This is a genomic window from Azonexus hydrophilus DSM 23864 (genome assembly GCF_000429605.1).
Lineage (GTDB): Bacteria > Pseudomonadota > Gammaproteobacteria > Burkholderiales > Rhodocyclaceae > Azonexus > Azonexus hydrophilus.
In genome coordinates this window covers 777,763-801,111 of record NZ_KE386925.1, presented here as the reverse complement: position 1 = coordinate 801,111, position 23,349 = coordinate 777,763, and the positions used below count along the sequence as shown (strand labels likewise).

The 23,349-nt window shown below is 62.4% G+C and carries 18 protein-coding genes; 4 read left to right on the top strand and 14 right to left on the bottom strand.

What is annotated here, in order from left to right:
- Positions 1 to 37: 37 nt before the first annotated feature.
- On the top strand, positions 38 to 5,227 hold the full coding sequence (locus tag G471_RS0115105; RefSeq protein ID WP_211226436.1) for a type I secretion C-terminal target domain-containing protein: 5,190 nt from the start codon (positions 38 to 40) through the stop codon (positions 5,225 to 5,227).
- A gap of 54 nt (positions 5,228 to 5,281) precedes the next feature.
- On the opposite strand, the gene G471_RS17965 is transcribed toward G471_RS0115105, so the two are convergent.
- Both G471_RS17965 and G471_RS0115095 read right to left on the bottom strand, forming a co-directional pair.
- Positions 5,282 to 5,974: a Crp/Fnr family transcriptional regulator gene (locus G471_RS17965; RefSeq protein ID WP_043421690.1), complete on the bottom strand. Its 693-nt coding sequence runs from the start codon at positions 5,972 to 5,974 to the stop codon at positions 5,282 to 5,284.
- 69 nt (positions 5,975 to 6,043) lie between these two features.
- On the bottom strand, positions 6,044 to 7,966 hold the full coding sequence (locus G471_RS0115095) for a sigma-54-dependent Fis family transcriptional regulator (RefSeq protein ID WP_028996068.1): 1,923 nt from the start codon (positions 7,964 to 7,966) through the stop codon (positions 6,044 to 6,046).
- 271 nt (positions 7,967 to 8,237) lie between these two features.
- On the opposite strand from G471_RS0115095, the gene exaC reads away from it, so the two are divergent.
- The 3 genes from exaC (at position 8,238) to G471_RS0115080 (ending at position 11,514) form a co-directional block, all read left to right on the top strand.
- Positions 8,238 to 9,758: an acetaldehyde dehydrogenase ExaC gene (gene exaC / locus G471_RS0115090; protein WP_028996067.1), complete on the top strand. Its 1,521-nt coding sequence runs from the start codon at positions 8,238 to 8,240 to the stop codon at positions 9,756 to 9,758.
- Positions 9,759 to 9,839: 81 nt separating this feature from the next.
- Entirely contained in the window at positions 9,840 to 10,202 is a 363-nt protein-coding gene (locus tag G471_RS0115085) for a DUF779 domain-containing protein (RefSeq protein ID WP_028996066.1), read from the top strand.
- A 46-nt stretch (positions 10,203 to 10,248) separates the two neighbouring features.
- Positions 10,249 to 11,514, top strand: a complete 1,266-nt coding sequence (locus G471_RS0115080) for an NYN domain-containing protein (protein WP_028996065.1) — start codon at positions 10,249 to 10,251, stop codon at positions 11,512 to 11,514.
- On the opposite strand, the gene G471_RS0115075 is transcribed toward G471_RS0115080, so the two are convergent.
- The 12 genes from G471_RS0115075 to tyrS form a co-directional block, all read right to left on the bottom strand.
- Positions 11,511 to 12,026, bottom strand: coding sequence for a hypothetical protein (locus G471_RS0115075; RefSeq protein ID WP_028996064.1), 516 nt, complete (start codon positions 12,024 to 12,026; stop codon positions 11,511 to 11,513). The genes G471_RS0115080 and G471_RS0115075 overlap by 4 nt on opposite strands.
- 103 nt (positions 12,027 to 12,129) lie before the next feature.
- Positions 12,130 to 12,501, bottom strand: a complete 372-nt coding sequence (gene panD, locus G471_RS0115070; RefSeq protein ID WP_245580567.1) for an aspartate 1-decarboxylase — start codon at positions 12,499 to 12,501, stop codon at positions 12,130 to 12,132.
- Between the two features lie 94 nt (positions 12,502 to 12,595).
- On the bottom strand, positions 12,596 to 13,930 hold the full coding sequence (locus G471_RS0115065) for an HlyD family type I secretion periplasmic adaptor subunit (RefSeq protein WP_028996062.1): 1,335 nt from the start codon (positions 13,928 to 13,930) through the stop codon (positions 12,596 to 12,598).
- Positions 13,927 to 15,639: a type I secretion system permease/ATPase gene (locus tag G471_RS0115060; protein ID WP_028996061.1), complete on the bottom strand. Its 1,713-nt coding sequence runs from the start codon at positions 15,637 to 15,639 to the stop codon at positions 13,927 to 13,929. Before G471_RS0115060 ends, G471_RS0115065 begins: the two co-directional genes overlap by 4 nt.
- Before the next feature lie 24 nt (positions 15,640 to 15,663).
- The gene (locus tag G471_RS0115055) at positions 15,664 to 16,905 is read right to left on the bottom strand and encodes a calcium-binding protein (RefSeq protein ID WP_028996060.1); all 1,242 of its coding nucleotides are present in this window, start codon (positions 16,903 to 16,905) and stop codon (positions 15,664 to 15,666) included.
- Positions 16,906 to 17,014: 109 nt separating this feature from the next.
- Positions 17,015 to 17,839, bottom strand: coding sequence for a pantoate--beta-alanine ligase (panC, locus tag G471_RS0115050; RefSeq protein WP_028996059.1), 825 nt, complete (start codon positions 17,837 to 17,839; stop codon positions 17,015 to 17,017).
- Between the two features lie 4 nt (positions 17,840 to 17,843).
- Positions 17,844 to 18,662, bottom strand: a complete 819-nt coding sequence (panB, locus tag G471_RS0115045) for a 3-methyl-2-oxobutanoate hydroxymethyltransferase (protein WP_028996058.1) — start codon at positions 18,660 to 18,662, stop codon at positions 17,844 to 17,846.
- A gap of 66 nt (positions 18,663 to 18,728) precedes the next feature.
- The gene (folK, locus tag G471_RS0115040; protein ID WP_028996057.1) at positions 18,729 to 19,205 is read right to left on the bottom strand and encodes a 2-amino-4-hydroxy-6-hydroxymethyldihydropteridine diphosphokinase; all 477 of its coding nucleotides are present in this window, start codon (positions 19,203 to 19,205) and stop codon (positions 18,729 to 18,731) included.
- The gene (gene pcnB, locus G471_RS0115035; protein WP_028996056.1) at positions 19,202 to 20,542 is read right to left on the bottom strand and encodes a polynucleotide adenylyltransferase PcnB; all 1,341 of its coding nucleotides are present in this window, start codon (positions 20,540 to 20,542) and stop codon (positions 19,202 to 19,204) included. Before pcnB ends, folK begins: the two co-directional genes overlap by 4 nt.
- 47 nt (positions 20,543 to 20,589) lie before the next feature.
- Positions 20,590 to 21,258, bottom strand: a complete 669-nt coding sequence (locus G471_RS0115030; protein WP_028996055.1) for a histidinol-phosphatase — start codon at positions 21,256 to 21,258, stop codon at positions 20,590 to 20,592.
- Complete coding sequence (gene hda, locus G471_RS0115025; RefSeq protein WP_028996054.1) at positions 21,255 to 21,908, bottom strand: DnaA regulatory inactivator Hda; 654 nt, start codon at positions 21,906 to 21,908, stop codon at positions 21,255 to 21,257. The genes G471_RS0115030 and hda overlap by 4 nt, the downstream gene beginning before the upstream one ends.
- Positions 21,909 to 21,915: 7 nt before the next feature.
- Positions 21,916 to 23,190, bottom strand: a complete 1,275-nt coding sequence (gene tyrS / locus G471_RS0115020) for a tyrosine--tRNA ligase (RefSeq protein ID WP_028996053.1) — start codon at positions 23,188 to 23,190, stop codon at positions 21,916 to 21,918.
- Positions 23,191 to 23,349 lie beyond the last annotated feature (159 nt).

Genomic DNA, 23,349 nt, shown 5'->3' with positions numbered 1-23,349 from the left:
CGCGACGCTGGGCAGCGACCTGTCGAACGACCTGTATGTGACGTTTGACAACGGTGCGACGTGGACGCCGGTGGTGGGTGGTCAGGTTCAGGTACCGGCCAACACGACGACGTTCTACGTGTCGGTGCAGACGACGGCCGACGAACCGACGCAAGTGTACGAAGGCCCGGAAACCTTCACGCTGACGGCAACGACGGTGACCAACAGCGCCACGGGCGTGGGCACGATCACGGACGACGGCACGCCGGGTACGCCGCTGCCGCCGACGGTGACGCCGCCGACGATCCAACCGCCGCCGCTGGACGACCGTCCGGCAGTGATTGCAGTCTCCAGTCCGACGACTGTCGAAGGGATGGCGCTTGATTTCGTGGTGACCCTGAGTAACGAAAGTCTGTTCTCGACGACTGTCAATCTGGATTTCGACGACGACACGGCGAGCCTTGCGCTCGATACCACGACGCCGATCGAGGTTTCCTTCGACGGTGGCAACAACTTCACCACGGTTACGGTGGCTGCGGATGGTACTTTCAGCGTCTCGGTGCCTCCTTCGACGACCTCGTTCATCGTTCGCTTGCCGACCATCGATGATGGAGAAGTCGAGCAACCTGAACAGCTTTTCCTTTCTGCTGCGACCGCACAGAATGCCGTCCCAGTTGCTGGAACCGGTACGATCAACGACAACAGCATCGATGATGGCAATGAGGCGGTTTCCACGCAGGAGGATGTCTCCATCGTTTCCGGTACGCTGATTGCGAATACGGTTACTGCTGCTGGTAGCGTCTCGATCCTGAATTTCTCGGTGGCCGGTGATCCGACTGTGCATGCCGCGGGCAGCAGCGTGACCATCGCGGGGCGCGGTGAGTTGACCATCAATGTTGATGGCAGCTATTCCTTCGTGCCGCATCAGGATTACAGTGGCCCGGTGCCGACGGTGACCTACACGGTCAGCAACGGTATGCGCACCGATACCTCGACGCTGGATATCACGGTGACGCCGGTTGCCGATACGCCGAATGTGACGATCCAGATCGGCAACCCGGTGACCAACAACCTGTCCATCAATAACACCAACGCAGGCATTGCCGGCCAAGGGTATACGGTCACCGCATACAACCTGGATGGTTCTCCGGGTACGGTCAGTATTGTTAACGGTGCGGGCGCGGGCAATGTCAGTGGCTTTGGGGTTGCTCAGGCATCCTCCGGAAACGATAGCGAAATCGGCCATCTGAACGGAAATTCCGAGAAGATTGCCGTCGCTTTCGATGATCCGGTGTCCAGCGCCACCATCCAATTCGCCTGGTTGCACTCTGGCGAGCGGGCGACCTACACACTGTTCGACGATCAGGGTAACCAGATTGGCCAGGGCACCGTTGCCGGCGTCACCGATGTGGTCGATTCGCCTTTCACGGTGGTCAGTGACAACGGCGCGCAAATCGCACGCATCGAGTTCACGGCTCCGCGTGCGGGTGACGATTACCTGATCCATTCGGTGACTTTCGCGCAAACCAAGACGCATCCGCTGACGATCACGGCAACGCCGACCGATATCGATTATTCCGAGGAAATCGCCACGATTACGGTCAGTGTTCCGGCTGGGGTGACGTTGTCGCATGGCACGCAGAATCCGGACGGCACCTGGACCCTGCCACTGACCAGTGACGGTCCATATGTGGTGGCGGTTGATCCGGTGACCAAGGCTGTCACGATCACCGGGCTGACGATGACCACGCCGGTCGACATGACCGGTTCGATGAACATCACGGTGACGGCAACGGCCCGGGATGGTTCGGATCTGGCTGATGGCTCTGCTTCGATCGCCACGCTGGGCATCCAGCCAACTATCGCGGTGGTTTCGGAAGAAGGTTTGCCTGGTGGTAGCCCGGATTCGGTCGGGGTTCCCGATACGACCAATTCGGCTAGCTTCAATGGAACGATGCTCATTGGAGGCGATGGTGACAGGATAATTTCCTTCACTCCGCCATCCGGCCTGACTTCAGGTGGTCAAGCCCTGTCCTGGACTACCACTCTCGTGGGTACGGCCACTGTACTCTCTGGCTCGGCGAATGGCCGGGAAATCCTCACGCTCACGATGCAGAGTAACGGTCAGTATTCCCTGGTGTTGAAGGGAGGTCTGGATCATCCAGTGGCAAACATCGAGGACATGCTGCGTCTGGACTTTGGTGTGACGGTGAGCAATGCGACCAACAGCAACACCTCTACCCTGACGCTCCTTGTTGAGGATGATGCGCCGACGGTCAATGGGCTTGCATCGATTGCCGGTGCCAATCAGGCAGGGCAAACCGTGCTTGGTAGCCTCCCCGTTTCGCTGTCCGCCGATGGTACGGATTTCACCTGGCGCCCGGGGGCATCGTCGATGCCGACTTTGTTCGCCGATGGTCAACTGGTTCAGACCGAGTTCAACGATGCCGGTGATGTGATGACTGGCTTCATAATGCGCGCGGGGGTTCGCGAGAACGTCTTCACGCTCAATATCGATCTGGATTCCGGTGGTACTCAGTTCCGTACCTATACTGAACTGCTTGGGGTCTCCTCTCAGTCGAGCAGCTTCAAGAATACTGGAGGAAATTCCGGCAATCTGCTGCTGAGTGATTCCGCCTCCGGCCTGGTGTTGATTGATATTACCGGGGAACGTAATGGTCAGCCGGCCAATGTCAATTACTCAACCCAAGGGATTTCTGTAAATGGTGGTGCGGGGAACTGGATCGATACCGCAGGTAATGAAAAGCTCACCCTGAATTTCGGGGTGGACGTCACCTCGGCAGGTTTTACACTTGAGGCTCAGGGGCAGACAGCAACGATGTCGTGGGTTGCCTATCGGGATGGCGTCGAAGTGGCGCGTGGAAATAATGTTGCGATCACGACGAACGAGCAGCCGCTGACCATTTCCGTAGCGAATACGGGCGGCTTGGCTTTCGATCAGGTCGTCTTTACCTCGAATAGCGGTTCGTGGCGTCCCGAGGTATCCAGCCTCAGCTATATCAACTATCGTGCCGATATCAGCATGAATCTCGGCTATCAGCTCACTGATTCCGACCTGGATACCGCCAGCGGCAGCATTAATGTCACGCTGCTGGGCCGTCCGGCACCGACGGTTGGCGGTGCTAGCGCTACGCTCTCTGAAGAGGGCTTGGTCGGCGGTAACATCGATAACCTTGGCGTGCCGCAGGATACGACGAATGCCACTGTCTTCAGCGGAACCATGGCGGTTTCCGGTAGTGGAACCTTGTCCCTCGCCCTCTATCCGCCTTCGACGACGGTGACTTCTGGTGGCGAGCCGCTGCAGTGGAGCGGTGTCGGTACCACGAATCTGGTGGGCTCGGCCGCCGGTTCGCCTGTCGTCAGTGTGACGATTGCCAGCAATGGAAGTTACACAGTAACCTTGCTGGGTCCTGTCGATCATGCTCAAGCAGGCGTCGAAGATGTCTTGTCTTTCGACATTGGTGTGACGGTCAGCGACGGTACGGTTGCGAGTAGCGCAACGCTGACGGTCAACGTTGAGGATGACTCGCCGGTAGCAGGTGCTCAGACCAGGCAATTGGATGTCGGACAGATCGATACCAACCTGATGGTAATCCTTGATGTGTCCGGCAGCATGACCAGCACATCGGTCGACCGGCTGGCGGCTGCGCGGACAGCAATTACCAATCTGATCAACTCGTATGACGGATATGGCGATGTTGCAGTCAAGATCGTCACGTTCTCGACCACGGCTGCAGATCGGACCAGCTTCTGGATGACGGCGGATGATGCCAAGGCCATGTTGAGTTCGATCACGGCCAATGGCTGGACCAATTACGATGCGGCGCTGGCGCAGGCGATTCAGTCCTGGACTTCTGCCGGGCGGATTCTGGAAGCCCCGGCCGGAGGTTCGCTGCAGAATGTGGCCTATTTCATTTCCGATGGACAGCCAAACGCCAGTGATGGAAACGGCTCGACCTTGGCCAATAACAGTAATGGTGGTACCAATGTCACCGCTGATTCCGGAATTCAGCCGGATGAAGCAGCAATCTGGGCAAATTTCCTTGCCACCAATGAGATCAAGGCCTTTGCGCTGGGGATTGGTACCGGATTGACCGCAACGGACAAGGCCTACCTTGATCCAATTGCCTACGACGGTACGACGGGTAGCAGCACCGAGGCACTGATGGTGCCGAACGTGAATACCCTGTCGGCGGTGCTTCAGTCGACCGTTGCGCCGATTGCGCAGGGCAATGTCCTCTTGGGTAATACGCCGGGCAATGTGGGTGCGGATCAGGGCTATTTGTCGGTAATCCAGATCGACGGGCGAGTATTCAGTTGGGACCGTACGGCGAATACCGTCAGTGTCTCAGGCAGCGGTACAGCGTCCGCTACATTTGACGCTGTCACGCACCAGCTGAACGTAAGCACCGCAGCCGGCGGGTTGTTGATCATTGACCTGGATAATGGCGATTACAGCTATCGTCCTCCGTTCTCCGGTACCGGTTCCCTGTCCGAAACCTTCGGCTTCACGCTGCGGGATTTCGATGGCGATACTGCGAATGGATCAGTGCAACTGAATGTGACCTACAGCCAGGGTGCGGTGACCAGTGTTGGCACTGCCAGCGGCAATACCATCAACGGTACTGCGGGGAATGACATTCTCAGCGGGCTGGCCGGCAACGATACACTCAGTGGCGGTGATGGAAATGACTGGCTGTCTGGTGGCGATGGTGATGACATCCTGAACGGCGGTAATGGCAACGATAAGCTGGTCGGTGGCAATGGTAACGACACGCTTAATGGCGGTGCCGGTAACGACCTGTTGATTGGTGGTGCTGGCAGCGACACGATGACCGGTGGTATGGGGGCTGACACCTTCCAGTGGAGTTTGGCTGATCGTGGGAACAAAGGCTCGCCAGCCCTCGATACCATTACCGACTTCAACCGTAACGAGGATATCCTTGATCTGCGGGATTTGCTGGTCGGCGAAAACCACAGCACGGGTATCGGTAACCTTGCCAACTATATCGACATCACGACGACGACCTCCGGTGGCGTTACCAGTACGATACTGCGCATCAGTCATGATGGAGGCTTTGCTGGAGGAACCTATAGTTCTGGACAGGAAAGCCAGCGCATTACGCTGACCGGGGTCAATCTGTACAGTGAGTACGGTGTGGCGAACAACAACGATGCTGCGCTGATCCAGCAGTTGTTGAATAACGGAAAGCTGATCGTCGATTGATCCTGGTAGTCAGCTAGCAAAGTAAAAGGGGCGGAATTTCCGCCCCTTTTTTTGTCAGCCTCGACTTGCGCTGAGGCGTTTGGGGTCCGGGATTTCAATCTGCCGGCCGCGGACGACGATCAGGCCTTCCTCGACCAGTTCGTGCAGGATGCGGGAGAAGTGTTCCTGGGTCAGGTTGAGGCGCGAGGCGACGATGCCCTTGGTGGTGCTCAGGCTGACCGTGGCGGTCTGGCCTGGCGTGGTGCTGGCCGGAAGCTCGCGTAGCAGGTAGGTGATGATGCGTTCCTTGCCGGAATGCAGCGAGTTGGCTTCGAGGTCGGCCATCAACTGGTGCAGGCGGACGGCCATGCTGGCGAGCATCTTGCGCGCCAGTTTGGGGTCGCGGTCGAGTTCGGCGAAAACGGTTGCCTTGGCAATGTGGATCATCTGCGCATCGGCGAGTGCCTGGGCGTAGACGATGTAGGGCGTGTCCATGAACATGATCGCCTCGCCGAAAGTCTGGCCTGGCTGAATGATTTCGACGACTTTCTCGTTGCCCTGAGCCGAGGTGAAGGCGAGCTTGATCTGGCCGCTGAGCAGCAGGTGGAAACCGTGATTGGGGTCGCCCTTGTGGAACAGGATGTCGCCCTTGGCCGCCCGGACTTCGCGGGCGCCGGCGGCGATGCGGCCGACTTCTTCGACCGACATGCTGGAAAACAGCGGCAGGCGGCCGATCAGGTTGGCGATGTCGGGGAGGGAAGCAGTCATGGCAGGCTCGTCGGGACGGAGCGTCCGATCATGTCACCGCCATCGGCTGCGCACAATACCTCCTAATGCTTACTGCCCGGCGCCGGTTTTCAGCTTGCGGTACAGCGTCTGCCGGCTGATCCCGAGTTGCCGGGCGGCGGCGCTGAGATTGCCCTGGTGGTCGACGATGGCCTGCTGGATGGCGGCCAGCGACAGCGTGGCAAGATCCTGCGCCGGCAGCACGGTACTTGTCGTCGACGGCCGCTCCGTACCGGCCTGGAGCGCGGCCAGGATATCGTCCGGCAGGTGTTGCCAGTCGATGCGGGTATCGCCCGGGTCGAGCATGGCGCAGGCGGTGCGCAGCACGCTGGCCAGCTGGCGCAGGTTGCCCGGCCAGTGGTAGGCCGCCAGGCGCTGGCGCAGTCCCGGCGCAATGTCTACCGGCAGATCTGGGAAAAGTTCGGCCAGCAGCTTGTCGCACAGCGCCGCGAAATCGCTGCGCTCGCGCAGGGCGGGCAAATTCAGGCTGAGGCCGTTGATCCGGTAGTAGAGGTCGCTGCGGAAGCGGCCGCTGGCGCAGGCGGCCGGCAAGTCGCAATGGGTGGCGCAGATCAGGGCGAAATTGACCTTGACTGGGGTGCCGCCGCCGAGCGGCGTCACCTGGCGCTCCTGCAGGACGCGCAACAGGCGGGTCTGCATGGTCAGCGGCATGTCGCCGATTTCGTCGAGGAACAGGGTGCCGCCGTCGGCTTCGCGCAGGCGGCCGATGTAGCCTTCCTTGCGGGCGCCGGTGAAGGCACCGGAGACATAGCCGAACAGTTCGGCCTCGATCAGGTTTTCCGGCAGTGCGGCGCAATTGATGGCGACGAAGGGGCCATCGCGTTGCGGCGAGGATTCGTGCGCGGCGCGGGCGAACATCTCCTTGCCGACCCCGGATTCGCCGCCGATCAGCAGCGGAATGTCCTTGCCGACGATACGCCGGGCCTTGTCGGCGGCGGTGCGCCAGCGGCCGTCGCCGGTATCCAGCGCACTCAGCGCGTCGTCTTTCTTCGGTGCCGGCGTGGCCGGAACCGACAGGATGCGCGGCTCGTGTCCATCGAGCCGGGCGTACAGGCTCATCCCGTCGTGGCGACGCAGCGCCAGGCCTTGCCCGGAACGGCGGCGGGCCTGTTCGAGCAGGTCGGCCAGGCGCGTGTCGAGCGCACGAAACAGCGGTGTGGCGCCGATGTCGGCACTGGCCAGGCCGAGCATCTGTAGCGCATTGCGATTGGCGCCAACGATCCAGCCGTCCTCGGAGAGAGCAACGATACCCTCGGCGACCGTGCCGATGCCGGCCGGGTCCGGGTGGAGATGCAGGCGCAGGTGGCGCTGGCAGGCATCGACGACCAGGCGGTTCTCGATCATCCGCGCCGCAGTGTTGACCAGGCCGAGGGTGTGCGGATGACGGCTGCGCCGGTCGCCGGAAATGTCGAGGATGCCGAGCAGTTCGCCGGTTGCGGAGACGATGGGCGCGGCGGCACAGGTGAGAAAGGTGTTGCGCTCCAGGAAATGCTCGTCGCCGTGGATTTCGACCCCGGCCGCTTCGGCCAGCGCGGTGCCGATGGCATTGGTGCCGCGCTGGCGCTCGTCCCAGCAGGCGCCCGACATCAGGGCGACGCGCTCGGCCTTGCCGAGAAAGTCGGCATCGCCGAGGGTGTGCATGAGCACGCCCCGGTTGTCGGCGAGGATGACCATGCTGTGGCTGTGGCGCACCTGTTCGAACAGGTATTCCATGATCGGCCGCGAATGGCTGAGCAGTTCGTGATTGCGGCCCAGTGCCCGGCCTAGCTCCTTGCCGCTGAGATTGTCCGGGATGGCCAGACGGCCGGTCGGCGTCAGGCCGGCAGCCAGGCTGCGCCGCCATGAACGGGCCAGGCGCTCGTCGACGGCGGCATCGGTGAAGTCGCTGCCTTCGAGCAGCTTCAGGCGGGCTTGTCGCAACTGCGGGGCCGGCACGGGGGAATGAGTGCGCATCGTGTTTGTCTCCTCGCCCGTTCGTCGCCGGACTTTATCGGGAGTATAGGGGGCCGGGCCGGGCATGCAAGCCCTGGCGAACGAATTGCCGGACACTGTTCCAGAATGTGACAGTTGTTTCCTTGTGCGACGTTCCAGTCGTCGCCTGGCTGCTGGTCGATTTCTGGAAATTCTTTTTGAATCAATGATGTGTTGTTCTGGCACGGCCCTTGATATGGGTTGCTGGCCATCAGGCAACTGATTCACTCATTCGTAAAAGACAGGAGACAAGATGATCTACGCAGCCCCCGGCGCCGCTGGCGCAAAAATCGCCTACAAGGCCAAGTACGACAACTTCATCAACGGCCAATGGACCGCCCCGGTCAAAGGCCAGTACTTCGACGTGGTGACCCCGGTCAATGGCAAGGTCTATACCCAGGTTGCCCGCTCCACCGCCGAAGACATCGAGCTGGCGCTCGACGCCGCCCACGCCGCCTTCCCGAAGTGGGGCAAGACCGATGCCGCGACCCGCTCGAACATCCTGCTCAAGATCGCCGACCGCCTCGAACAGAACCTCGAACTGCTCGCCTACGCCGAGACCGTCGACAACGGCAAGCCGATCCGCGAAACGCTGAACGCCGACATCCCGCTGGCCGTCGACCACTTCCGTTACTTCGCCGGCTGCCTGCGCTCGCAGGAAGGCGGCATCTCGGAAATCGACGAGAACACCATGGCCTACCACATTCATGAGCCGCTCGGCGTCGTCGGTCAGATCATCCCCTGGAACTTCCCCATCCTGATGGCCGCCTGGAAGCTGGCCCCGGCGCTCGGCGCCGGCAACTGCGTGGTCTTGAAGCCGGCCGAATCGACGCCGATCTCGATCCTGATCCTGGTCGACCTGATCGCCGACCTGCTGCCGCCGGGCGTGCTCAACATCGTCAATGGTCTGGGTCGTGAAGCCGGCATGCCGCTGGCCACCTCCAAGCGCATCGCCAAGATCGCCTTCACCGGCTCCACCGCCACCGGCCGCGTCATCGCCCAGGCTGCCGCCAACAACCTGATCCCGGCGACGCTGGAACTGGGCGGCAAGTCGCCCAACATCTTCTTCGCCGACGTCATGGACAAGGACGACGGCTTCCTCGACAAGGCGATCGAAGGCCTGGTCCTGTTCGCCTTCAACCAGGGCGAAGTGTGCACCTGCCCGAGCCGCGCGCTGATCCAGGAATCGATCTACGATGCCTTCATGGAGCGCTGCCTGAAGCGCGTCGCCGCGATCAAGCAGGGTTCGCCGCTCGACACCGAGACGATGATGGGCGCGCAGGCCTCGCAGATCCAGATGGACAAGATCGAGTCCTACCTCAAGCTGGGCAAGGAAGAGGGCGCCCAGGTGCTGATCGGTGGTGAGCGCGCCCACCTCGGCGGCGACATCGAAGGCGGCTACTACATCCAGCCGACGCTGTTCAAGGGCCACAACAAGATGCGCATCTTCCAGGAAGAAATCTTCGGGCCGGTGCTCGCGGTGACCACCTTCAAGGACGAAGCCGAAGCCCTGGCGATCGCCAACGACACGCTCTACGGCCTCGGTGCCGGCGTCTGGAGCCGCAACGGCAATGTCGCCTACCGCATGGGCCGCGCCATCCAGGCCGGTCGCGTATGGACCAACTGCTACCACGCCTACCCGGCGCACGCCGCCTTTGGCGGCTACAAGGAATCGGGCATCGGTCGCGAAACGCACAAGGTCATGCTTGATCATTACCAGCAGACCAAGAATCTGCTCGTCTCCTACGCCGAGCAGAAGCTGGGTTTCTTCTAAGCGGATTTCTTCTCCGACTCTGCGTGCCCTTGTGGGCTTTGACGGGGGCCGATGGCCCCCGTATTTTTTTTGGAGGATGACATGGTCGAACGCGTTATTGCCACACCCGCCGCCCTGGCCCTGATCGAGCATTTGCAGCACACGCACGGAACGGCGTTGTTCTTCTACCAGTCGGGCGGCTGCTGCGACAACAGCAGCCCGAATTGCTACCTCGACGGCGAACTGACGCTGGGGGCCCAGGACATCCGGCTCGGCGAGATCGGCGGCGTGCCGTTCTACATCAGCGCGGCCCAGTACGAATATTGGCAGCACACCCAACTGATCATCGACGCCGTGCCGGGGCAGGGCGGAACCTTCTCGCTCGAATGCGGCAGCGGGGAATGTTTCATCACACGCTCCCGGTTGTTCACCGACGAGGAAACGGCGGATTTGCGGAGCGGCTGATCGTGCTGGCGGTATACTGCGGCCTTCATCAAAACGGATCGACTCCATGGCCGCCAACGACACCGCCAGCATGGCGCTTTTCTGCGACTTCGAGAACATTGCGCTGGGCGTACGCGACGCGCAATACGAGAAATTCGACATCCGCCCGGTGCTGGAGCGTCTGCTCGCCAAGGGCAGCATCGTGGTCAAGAAGGCCTACTGCGACTGGGATCGTTACAAGAGCTTCAAGGCCGCCATGCACGAGGCCAATTTCGAGCTGATCGAAATTCCCCATGTGCGCCAGTCGGGCAAGAATTCGGCCGACATCCGCATGGTCGTCGATGCGCTCGACCTGTGTTACACCAAGTCGCACGTCGATACCTTCGTGATCATTTCCGGCGATTCCGACTTCTCGCCGCTGGTCTCCAAGCTGCGCGAGAATGCCAAGAAGGTCATCGGTGTCGGCGTCAAGCAATCCTGCTCCGACCTGCTGGTCACCAATTGCGACGAATTCATCTATTACGACGATCTGGTCCGCGACCGCGAGGCACAGCGTGGCGGGCAGCGACGCGAACGCGAGAAGCGTTCGCCGGAAGAGGAAGCCAAGCGGCGCGAGAAGATGGAAGAGCGCAAGGCCAAGGCGGTCGATCTGGTCTGTGCCACCTTTTCCGACCTCATGGCCGATCGCGGCGAAGCCGAACGCATCTGGGCTTCGGTGCTCAAGGAAGTGGTCAAGCGGCGCAATCCCGGCTTCAGCGAGAGCTATTACGGCTACCGAACCTTCGGCAACCTGCTCGAAGAGGCGGCTAGCCGTGGCCTGCTGCTGGTCGGGCGCGACGACAAGTCCGGCACCTACGTGACGCGTGCACGGCCGCAGGATAGCGAGCCGGTCGTCGCCGACGCAGCGCCTGAAGTGCAACTGGAAGCTCCGGAAACGCCGGCTGCCGGCGAAACGGAAGCTGTGGCGGCACCTGTCGAGGAAAAATCGGGCGGTCGTCGTCGCGGTGGCCGGCGTACGCGCAAGGATAGCCGGCCGGAAGAGCCAGCGCAGGTGTCCGTTGAGAGCGTTTCGCCAGTGGCCGAGCCTGTCTCGTCCGAGCCGCCTCAGCCAGCGCCGGTGGTGATCGCTGAAACCACGGACAAACCCAAGCGCGGCGCTCGACGCCCGCGCAAGGCGGCCGAGGCCGTCGTCGAAACGACGGAAGCGCCGGCGGCGACGCCGCTCGAAACAGTCGCCGTGGCGGAAGAGAAGAAGCCGGCCAGAAAAACGACGCGCAGCCGCAAGCCGAAAAAGGCCGATGGCGCCAAGAAGTCCGACGAATCGGCCGGCTAGATCACTTTCAGCAACATCGTCCGCAGTTCCTCGGCCCGTCGGCGACCCTCACGGGTCTGCACGACGGCATGGAACCAGGGATCGAACTGCAACCGCAACTCCTCATGCGTTTGCGCGGCGAAGGCGGCTTCGACGATGTGCAGATGGGCGAACGGGCCGCAGAAGGTCTTCAAGGTGTTCTGGATGAAGTTGCGCGCCTGCTCCATATCCTTGGAATTGGCCGGTTGCGGTGCCGGACGGAAGGCCGTGATCGACGGTAGCGGTTCGGCTGGTGCAGGTTGGGTGGCGCCGGTTGCGGCATCCTTGACGGCACCGATTTCGATGAAGCCGGATTCCTCAAGCAGTCCCAATGTGTGCTGGAGGTCGTCGGCCTGCAGCATCTCCCGCAATTCATCGACGGTACGTTTGCCGTCGACCATGATCAGTACTCGTCGCTGACGCGGGGTCAGCCCGCCGGACTTGGCGGTGAGCTCTTCATGCCCTTTCTGTGTCTTGGCGAATACCACGCCCATGTTTGTCTCCGTTGGTTTTTTTAAAAATAGTGCAACGGATTGTACAGAAAAAGAAAAGCCCGCCAAGAGGCGGGCTTCGTCATCGACGGTGCAGGTCGTCAGTTCAGGCGGCGGCCTGAACCGGAATCTTGTGGCCGCGACGGACGATACGGTTCTGCGAATCGACGTAGATCAGGTCCGGCTCGTGGCGGGCCAGTTCAACCTCGGTATAGGCGGCGAAGGTGGCAATGATCAGGATGTCACCCGGTGCGGCGCGGCGGGCAGCCGAGCCATTGACCGAGATCACGCCTGAACCGCGTTCGGCACGAATCGCGTAGGTGGTGAAACGCTCGCCGTTGTTGACGTTCCAGATGTCGATCTGCTCGTATTCCTTGATATTGGCGGCTTCCAGCAGATCTTCATCGATCGCGCAGGAGCCTTCGTAATGCAGGTCGGCGTGGGTTGCCGTCACGCGATGCAGCTTGGATTTCAACATGGTTCTCTGCATGGTTTTTCACTCATCCAGAAAGTTGGGGGAAGCGAATTTTAACGGCATTGGACTCGCTGTCAACGATCTTTTTCGAGTGAAATCAGTCCTCGCGGAATGTTCTGGCCAGCGCATTGCTGATCGGTTGGGCAAGATACTGGAGTAGCGTGCGTTCACCGGTGTTGATGATGACTTCGGCGGGAATGCCGGGTTGTATCCGCAGATTCAAACGCTTCAGGTGTTGCAGGCCTTCGGCGGTCAGATGGATGTGACTGGTGAAGTAGGGGGTACCGGTCATCTCGTCGATCAGGCGGTCGCCGGCCAGGTGCACCAGGCGCCCTTCGACCACCGGTGTGGTGGTGGCCTTGAAGCCGGTGAAACGGATGTCGGCGAGCTGGTCGATGCGTACGCTGTCGACGTCGGCCGGTGAAATACGCGCCTCGATCACCAGATCGGCGCCGGCCGGGACGATATCGAGAATATGGGTGCCGGGCTGCAGCACGGCGCCGGGTGAATTGGTGCGCAGGCCGATCACCTGGCCAGCCACCGGGGCCCGTATGCTGGCACGCTTGACGCGATCTTCCAGCGACATCGATTTTTTCAGCAACTCGTCGAGTTTCTTCTGGGTTTCGGTCAGTGCATCGATGTCGGCAGTGCGGAATTCGGCCTTGCGGAAGTCGATGAGCAGTCGGGTTTCCCGTTGCTGGACGCGAAGGTTGGCGATGTTGGCATCGTTTTCGGCAATATCGCCGCGCAATTCGGAAATCTGTCGATCGATCTGGCTGAGTTTGTGCCGGCTGATGAAATTGCCAGCGACCAGTCGTTGCAAGTCGCTGAGTTCGGATTGCAGGGACTGCAGTATTTCCTGTTTGCGGGCATTGATCTGCTGCAAGCCGGCAATCTGGGATTCGGATTGCTGGATGCGCCCCTGCAAGACCTTGATCTCGCCCTGGCGGGATCCCTTGCGTGCCTGGAAGAGTGCGCTTTCACTGTCGATGAATTGGGCGAGATGCGGGATCTCGCCGGCGAAATCGTCGGGAAAGACAATTGCCGGTAAACCGTCACGCTCGGCTTTCAGCCTGGCCTCGGTGGCGCGCAGGGCATGCACCTGGCTGTCGCCGACTTCCATGTCGGCCTGGAATTGCGTCTGGTCGAGCGTGATCAGCAATTGCCCCGGCTCGACATGCTGTCCCTCGCGGACATGAATCTCGCGAACGATACCGCCTTCAAGATGCTGGATGCTCTTGCGTTCAAGTTCGACCTTGACCACGCCGGCGGCAACCACGGCGCTGGCAATCGGGGCGAAAAAGGCCCAGCCGCCGAAGAGAACGAAGGCCGACAGGATGACGCCCAGGCCGATCCGGCGCGCCCGCCCCGTGTCGACAATGGCCGCCAGTTCGTCAGATACGGGGGGCAGTTCGGTGCCGACGGGGTTCATGCCCAGGCCTCCTTGATCTGTCGAACCGGCGCCAGTTTGTTCAGTTCGGCGAGTACGCGGTCGCGGGGGCCGAACATCGACAGGCTGCCATCGGCCAGCACCAGCAGTTTGTCGGTGGCGGAAAGAATCCGGGTCTTGTGGGTGATCAGGAACACGGTCGAGGCGTTTTCCCGAAGGATATCCAGCGTTTCCAGAAGCGCCTCTTCGCCGACGTGATCGAGGTTGGCGTTGGGTTCGTCGAGGACGATCAGGCACGGCCGGCCGTAAATTGCCCTGGCAATGCCCAGGCGCTGGCGCTGGCCGCCGGAAAGCTTGCTGCCGCCGTTGCCCAGTTGCGTATCGTAGCCTTGCGGAAGGCGCAGGATCATGTCGTGGATGCCGGCGTCGCGTGCTGCCTGGACGACCTTCTCCGGATCGGCCGGACCGAATCGGGCAATATTGTCGCTGACGCTGCCTTCGAACAGTTCGATGTCCTGGGGCAGATAGCCGATGTGACTGCCCAGCTCATCCTTGTTCCAGCCGTGGATTTCGGCACCGTCCAGTCTGACGCTACCTTTGACGCAGGGCCAGATGCCGAGGAGGGCACGGGCCAGCGTCGACTTGCCGGCGGCGCTGGGGCCGATCACGCCGACGATGGTCCCCGGGGCGCAGTGGAAGGAAACATCGCTGAGCAAGGGGCTGTTGCCGCCGGGTGCAGTCACGACGATGTCTTCGACGCGCACTTCGCCGCGCGGCGTCGGCAGTGTCATCCGGGTTTCTGGGGCGGGATCGGCGTGCAGACTGGCGTTCAGTCGCTGGTATTGTTCGCGGGCGGTGGCAAATTGCTTCCAGCTGCCAAGCATCTGATCGATCGGGGCCAGCGCGCGGCCAAGCAGGATCGAGCCGGCGATCATCATGCCCGGCGATATTTCCTGACGAATGGCCAGATAGGCGCCCAGGCCGAGGATCAGTGACTGGATGATGATGCGCAGGCTTTTCGAGACGGCGGTCAGGATCGACGAAATTTCCGCGGCGGCGTTCTGCTTGACCAGAGCACCCCGGCCTTCCGATAGCCAGCGCTGGCGGAGCCGGGACAGCATGCCCATGGCGCTCATGACTTCGCTGTTGCGCAGCACTTGCGTGAGCATCCGGCCGGCCTCGTGGTAAGCCTGTTCGGCCGCCTTCTGGTGCTGGCCGGTCAGGCGTTCGTTGGCCAGGGTGATGCCGAGTAGGAGCAGGGCGCTGAGCAGGCCGATCAAACCGATCCACGGATGGAAGGCAAACATCACCAGCAGATAGACGGGTACCCAGGGCGTATCGAAAAAGGCAAACAGGCCGTGCGATGAGACGAACTGGCGTATGCCCTTGAGATCCTGCAGCGGTTGCGTGCCTGCGGCCATGCCGGCGGAGAGCCAGGCCTGACGGTAACCGACATCGAACAGCAAGGGGGCAAGCTGCAGGTCGAGACGATTGCTGACCCGGCGCATGATGTCCTGGCGTGCCCATTCGAGCACCCCCATGGCGATCAGGAAAACCAGCATCAGCAGGGTCAGCATGTACAGCGTCGGCATGCTGGCGCCGACGACTACCCGGTCATAGACCTGCAGCATGTAGATGGCCGGAACGAGCATGGCAATGTTGATGCACATGCTGAACAGGCCCACGTTGATGAAGCTGTCCCGGCAGGCGCGCAGGGACAGCCGTATCGTCTGATGCGGAACGGTCAGCATCGAATGCGGGCCGGGCGCCGGGGCTTACTGGAAGCAGGGGATGGAATAGACATCGTCGACGAAATTGAGATCGACGATATCCGCTTCCGGGGTATCCGCGACGAACTTGATTTCCTCGAACCACCAGGCCGTCATCTTGTTGCCGTTGCTGATGTCGGTGATGTCCGTGTAGCCGCCGTACTTGTTCTTCTGGATGATGAACTGGCTGGCGTCACCGACCAGGGTCAGTGTGTCGTTACCGCAACCGCCATCGACCACGGTCTTGTTGGCAAAACTGCCAAGGATCAGTTGATCGTCGCCCGAACCCATGTGAATGAGCTTCTTGTTGGTCCCGACATAGACCGTGTCGTTGCCACAGGAGGCATCGAGGTAGCCTTCATTCACGCCAATCCAGGCCTGGTCGTGGCCGGCGCCGAGTTGAACGGTGTCGATGCTGCCGAGAACCACCAGCTTGTCGTCCCCCCAGCCGAGCGAGGCGTGTTTCAGGTTGCCGGCGACATGAATGCTGTCATTGTTCGATCCCCCATTGATCGAGCAGGTGACGTTACCGGCGACGTACACCTGATCGTTGCCATTGCCCAGGCTGGCGTAGCGCAGGTCGCCCTCGACCACGATGCGGTCATTGCCGCTGCCGGTGTGCAGGTTGTCGGCGTTACCCTCGGCGAGGATGACGTTGTCGCCGTCGTGCAGGCAAGCCGTCTTCAGGTCGCCACCGGCGCGGACGTAATCCTTGCCGCTGTAGCCGATGATGGTGTCGATGTTCTTTTCAACCACGGTACAGTTGTCGCCGTGGCCGAGGTTGGCGTGCCTCAGGTCGCCGCCGACCAGCAGTTTGTCATTGTTCTTGCCGGTGAATACGCAATCGGCGTTGCCGCCGACAGTGATCTGGTTATTGCCGTCGCCGAGGTGGGCGTAGCGGAGGTTGCCGCCGACAGTGACGATGTCGTCGCCAGCCCCGCAGGCCGCATTGACATGATCGAGATTGCCGCCAACTTCCAGTTGGTCGTTGCCTGCGCCAAGATCAACGTGGCGGGCGTTGCCCATGATCTTGACCGTGTCGTCGCCGCGGCCGGCGTTCACATGGTCGACATTGCCGCCAATGGTGATGCTGTCATTGCCGTCGCCGGTGTCGATGCTACGGACGTGCCCGGAAATCTTGAAGACATCGTTGCCCTTGCCGAGGCTGACATTACGGATATCCCCGGTGATGTCGTAAGTGGCGTTGATCGAGCGGTCGTGAATATCGGTTCTGGAATTGCTGCTCATGGTTTGCTCCTGGATTATGGCGCGCTTCACCGCAGGCTGCGGCTAGTGAAGTGGCATATTCTAAATGCAAACCGGTGCTTCGTGTATACCGTCGGTATATGTTATTGGATTAGATTTCCAGGTTGTCGATCAGCCGGGTCTTGCCCAGGCGGCTGGCGGCAAGGATCACCAGCGCCTGCTTGTCGTCGCCGGCCGGGGACAGGTCGTGCTGGCGACGGATGGCGATGTAATCGGTGGTCCAGCCCTTGGCATTCAGTTCGGCGATGGCGGCTTGTTCCAATACCGCGAAATCGCGGTTGCCATTGCGGACGGCGTCGCGGATTTCGTTGAGCAGCCGGTACAGGCGCGGTGCTTCGGCGCGTTCGTCGGCGCTCAGGTAGCCGTTGCGCGAGGACAGCGCCAGGCCGTCGTCGGCGCGCACGGTTTCGCCGCCGATGATGTCGATCGGCAGCAGCAGTTGCCGGGTCATGTTGCGGATGACCATCAACTGCTGGTAGTCCTTCTTGCCGAACAATGCCGCCTGCGGCTGGACGCAGTTGAACAGCTTGGTGACGACGGTGGCAACGCCGCGGAAGTGGCCGGGGCGGAACTCGCCGTCGAGGATGTTCTGGATGCCCGGCGGTTCGACGAAGTATTCCTGCGGCTCGGGGTAGAGGTCGGCTTCGGTCGGTGCGAACAGGACGTCGACGCCGGCGGCGGTGAGCTTGTCGCAGTCGGCCTGGAAGGTGCGCGGGTACTTGTCGAAATCCTCGTTCGGGCCGAACTGCAGGCGATTGACGAAGATCGACGCGACCACGGTGTCACCGTGCGCACGGGCCTGTTCCATCAGGCTGATGTGGCCGGCGTGCAGGTTGCCCATGGTCGGCACGAAAACGATGCGGCCACGCTTGGCCAGCGCGCCGCGCAGGTCGGCGATGCGGGAATGGATGTGCATGATCTCAGGCAGCGTAGGTGTGTTCCGGGCCGGGGTAGCTGCCGTCCTTGACGGCGGCAACGGCGCGGCAGGCAGCGTCGTGCAGGCTGCTGGCGCCGTCCATGAAATTGCGGACAAACTTGGCCTTCTTGCCCGGCGGGATGTCGAAAGCGTCGTGCAGCACCATGACCTGGCCCGAACAATCCTTGCCGGCACCGATGCCGATGGTGATGATGTGCAGCGCAGCCGTGACTTCGGTCGCAAGCGCGGCGGGAATCGCTTCGAGCACGATCATCGTGGCGCCGGCATGCTGTACTGCGACGGCGTCGTCGAGCAGCTTGCGGGCGGCGCTGTCGCCTTTACCCTGGACCTTGTAGCCGCCGAGCGCATGCACCGACTGCGGCGTCAGGCCGACGTGGGCGCAGACCGGGATGCCGCGGCTGACCAGGAATTGAATGGTCGGGGCCATCTCGGCACCGCCTTCGAGCTTGACCATCTGTGCCCCTGCGGCCATCAGCGTGACGGCGTTGCGGAAGGCGGCTTCCGGGGATTCCTGGAAACTGCCGAACGGCATGTCGGCAATGATGAAGGCGCGTTCGGCACCGCGCTTGACGGCGGCGGTGTGGTAGGCGACGTCGGCGACGGTGACCGGCAGCGTGGTGTCGTGGCCCTGGATGACGTTGCCGAGCGAATCGCCGATCAGCAGGCAGTCGACGCCGGCGCCGTCGAGCAGGCGGGCGAAGCTGGCGTCGTAGCAGGTGAACATGGCGACCTTCTCGCCGGCAGCATAGAGCTTGGCGAGGTCGGCCTGGGTCAGGCGGCGGGTGATGCTTTGAGCAGACATGGGCGTCCCGTGGCGTTGTTGACGGCGCCAAGGATACACAGCGGCGCCGAAGTGGCAAGGGTTAAATCAAAGGCGGCAGATACCCTGGTTGGCAACCGCCGGCAGCCAGGCGGCCAGACGGCCGCGACCGGGGATGGCCAAGTCCGGCGCCAGGTCGGCCAGCGGCTGCAGGACGAAGGCACGCAGGTGCAGGCGCGGGTGCGGCAGCGTCAGGCGCGGCGTCGCCAGCATCAGGTCGTCGTAGAGCAGGATGTCGAGGTCGAGCGTGCGCGGGCCGTTGCGTTCGGCACGGACGCGCCCGAAGGCTTGTTCGATGCCGAGCAGCGCGTCGAGCAAGGCTTCCGGCGCCAGCGTGGTGTCGATCAGGGCGGCGGCATTGACGAATTCCGGCTGGTCGGCGATGCCGACCGGCGCCGTGCGGTAAAGCGCCGATTTGGCCAGCAGACGGCTTTGCGGCAACTGGTCGAGCGCGGCAAAAGCGGCGTTGACGGTGGCCGCCGGGTCGCCAAGATTGGCGCCCAGGGCAATGTAGGCGAGACTCATGCGTCGCTGGCTTGGGGCGTGGCGTTGGCCGGTTTTTTCCGGCGCCGGCGCTTCTTCTTGTCGCCGGCGGCTTCCGGCAGCAGCATTTCGGCGCGCTTGTCGCCTTCGGCGTTCTGGAAGCGCGTCCACCATTCGACCAGTTCCATGTCGATTTCGCCGGCCTGCGCGCGCAGCAGCAGGAAGTCGTAACCGGCACGGAAGCGCGGTTGTTCGAGCAGGGCGTAGGGGCGCTTGCCGGCGCGCTGTTCGAAACGCGGTTGCAGCGCCCAGATGTCCTTGATGTCGCCGGCAATGCGGCGGGTGATGGCGAGTTTTTCGCCCTGCACGTCGAGGACCGTGTCCATGGCCTGGAACAGCGCCGGAATCTTGGCTTCGCCCTTGGCCTTCATCTTGTCCCAGTGCGCCAGCACTTCGTGCCAGAGCAGGGTCGCGAACAGGAAGCCGGGCGAGGTGCCCTTGCCGCGACGGACGCGTTCGTCGGTGCTGGCCAGCGCCAGCATGACGAACTTCTCGCCGAGCGGCTGTTCGAGGATCACGTCGAGCAGCGGCAGCAGGCCGTGGTGCAGGCCCTCGTCGCGCAGTTGCGTGATGCACTTGACCGAGTGACCCGAGGTCAGCAGCTTGAGCATCTCGTCGAACAGGCGGGCAGCGGGAACGTTTTCCAGCAGTTCGGCCATCTCGCGGATCGGCTTTTTCGCCTCGGGGTCGATCGACAGGCCGAGCTTGGCCGCCAGGCGCACGGCGCGCAACATGCGCACCGGGTCCTCGCGGTAGCGGGCACGCGGTTCGCCGATCATGCGCAGCGTCCTGGCCTTGAGGTCGCCGACGCCGTGGTGGTAGTCGATGACGGTTTCGGTCGTCGGATCGTAATACAGTGCGTTGGCGGTGAAGTCGCGGCGGGCGGCGTCTTCCGCCTGCGAGCCGAAGACGTTGTCGTGCAGCACGCGGCCGTGTTCGTCCTTCTTCGTCGTCTCGTCGAGCGTGCCGCGGAAGGTGGTCACTTCGATGACTTCCTGGCCCATCATCACATGGACGATCTGGAAGCGGCGGCCGATGATGCGCGAGCGGCGGAAGCAGCGGCGCACTTCTTCCGGCGTGGCATTGGTGGCGACGTCGAAATCCTTGGGGTCGGCGCCGATCAGCAGATCGCGCACGGCGCCGCCGACGACGTAGGCCTTGAAGCCTTCGGCCTGCAGCGTCTCGCAGGTACGCCGGCTGCCGCTGGACAGGCGGTCGCGGGTGATGCCGTGGCTGGAGACGGGAATCACGGCCGGCTCATGCCGGTTGCCCTTGTTCTTGTTGCCGCGGAAGACGCGGGAAATGAGTTTGCGGATCACGGGTGCCTGAGGGTCAAGCGCATGTTGCGCTGCGAAAAGCGGGAATTTTACCGCAATGTGATGATTTTCCAGCCCATTTCAGTGGCGTGATGACACAGTTTGTCATCCGGATCGACGGCGACCGGGGTGCGGACGTGCTTCATCAGCGGCAGATCGTTGTGCGAATCGCTGTAGAAATAGCTGTTGTCGAAGCTGCCCCACCACAGGCCGTGCGCTTCCAGCCACTGCTCGACGCGGACGATCTTGCCGGCCTGGAACGACGGCGTGCCGGTCGACGTGCCGAAGAAAGCGCCGTCCTTGACGTCGACCGCCGGAATCGTGCCGATCAGGTGATGGATGCCGAATTCGCGGGCAATCGGGCCGGTGACGAAACTGTTGGTGGCGGTGACGATCACGCACAGGTCGCCGGCATCGAGGTGGCTGCGCACCAGCGCCCGCGCCTGGTCGCCGATCAGCGGGCGGATGTGGCGGTCCATGTACTCGCGGTGCCAGGCGTCGAGTTCGGCGCGCGGGTGGCGGGTCAGCGGCGCCAGCTGGAATTCGAGGAAGGCGTCGATGTCGAGCGTGCCGGCCTTGTAGTGCTCGTAGAACTCGACGTTCTTGGCTTCCTGGACTTCGCGATCGACGACGCCCTTGGAAATAAGGAACTGCGCCCATTCGAAGTCGGAATCGCCGGCGAGCAGGGTGTTGTCGAGATCAAAAAGGGCGAGGTTCATACGGTGGCTTCCTGAGTGAGTAGTTCGCGCAGCAACGGCAGCGTCACCGCGCGCTTGTGTTCTAGGGTGTAACGGTCGAGGGCGACGATCAGCGCCGACAGCGCGCGCATGTTGCGCGGCGCGTGGCGCATCAGGTAGTCGATGGCTTCGGGCGTCAGCTTGAGCGCCCGTTCCCTGGCCTGGGCGGCGAGCGCGGCGGCCTTTTCGGCGTCGGACAGCGGCTGCAGCCGGTAGATCAGGCCGGCGCCGAGGCGGGTGCGCAGGTCCTCGCGCAGTGCCAGGTGCGAGGGCGGCTGGCCGGCGGCGGTGAGCAGGCGTTCGCCACTGGCGCGGAGCTGGTTGAACAGCGCGAACAGGGCAATCTGGCCGCTGGCGTCGAGTGCTTCGACATTGTCCACGGCCAGCGGGCCGTCGGCGGTGACGCCGTCGAGGCCGGGATTGGCGGCGGCGTCGATGTAGTTGAAACCGCAGGCGAGCAGCACGTGGGTCTTGCCGCAACCGGCCTCACCGTGCAGGCAGAAGGCGGTCGCTTCCAGCGTGCCGGCCAGCCAGCCGGTCAATGCCGCCAACGTCTCGTCGTTGCCGCCGGCAACGAAATTGTCCAGCGACGGCGGGCTTTCCGGCAGCAGGTCGAGGATCAGCTGGCGCATTGTCGGCTTATTGCCAGCGCAGCATCGCGTACTGCTTCTTACCCCGGCGCAGGATGGTGAAGCGGCCGTAGAGGCGGTCGTCGCCGACGAGGCGGTGGTCGAGCGAATCGGCCTTGTTGCCGTTGATCGTCACGCTGCCGCCCTGGATAAAGGTGCGCGCTTCCGACTTCGACTTGGCCAGGCCGCTGGCTGCCAGCGCGTCGATCAGGCCGTCGGCGGCGCTGTCGAGCGCAATGCCGGGCATGCCGTCCTGGGCCAGTTGTTCGAGGTCGTTTTCGGTCAGATCGGCCAGTTGGCCGGAGAACAGGCATTCGGTGATGCGCCGCGCCGCCATCAGCGCGACTTCGCCATGCACCAGGCGGGTCGCCTCTTCGGCCAGGATGCGCTGGGCTTCGGGCTTGCCGCCGCTGGCCTGGTCGGCCGCTTCGATCTCGTTGATGCGTTCGATCGGCAGGAAGGTGAAGAACTTGAGGAACTTGTAGACGTCGGCGTCGGCCGTGTTCAGCCAGAACTGGTAGAAGGCGTAGGGCGAGGTCTTCTTCGGGTCGAGCCAGATGGCGCCCGATTCGGTCTTGCCGAACTTGGTGCCGTCGGCCTTGGTGATAAGCGGCACGGTCATGCCATAGACCTGCGTCTGGTGCAGGCGACGGGTCAGGTCGGTACCGGCGACGATATTACCCCACTGGTCGGAACCGCCGACCTGCAGCTTGCAGCCGAATTGCTTGAACAGTTCGGCGAAATCGTAGCCCTGCAGCAGGCTGTAGGAGAACTCGGTGTAGGAAATCCCCTGGTCCTCGCGCACCAGTCGCTGCTGCACGGATTCCTTCTTGATCATGGCATTGACCGAGAAGTGCTTGCCGATGTCGCGCAGGAATTCCAGGCAGTTCATGGCGCCGAACCAGTCGTGGTTGTTCGCCATCAGCGCCGCGTTGTCGCCCTCGAAACTCAGGAAGGGCTCGACCTGGCCGCGAATCTTGCCGACCCAGGAAGCGATCACCTCCGGCGTGTTGAGCTTGCGCTCGGTCGCCTTGAAGCTCGGGTCGCCGATCATGCCGGTGGCACCGCCGACCAGCGCGATCGGCCGGTGCCCGGCCTGCTGGAAGCGCTTGAGGATGAGTACCGGCACCAGGTGGCCGAGATGCAGGCTGTCGGCGGTCGGATCGAAGCCGCAATACAGCGTGATCTTCTCCTCCTGCAGCATTTTGTCGAGCGTTTCCGCGTCGGTGAGCTGGGCGATCAGACCGCGCTCATGCAGATCCTGAAGCAGGGGGGACTGGTACATCGGTGAAATCTCCACGGGATGGGCGCCATGCCGGGCGCCGGAAAGACGGACCCGCGATTTTAGCAGACCCGGCGCCATGGGTTAGGGGCTCGGCCGGCTTTCGGGTAAAATCGCAGTTTTTTCCAGCGGCCCTTGGGCTGCTTCCGGCGAGCTTTCAAG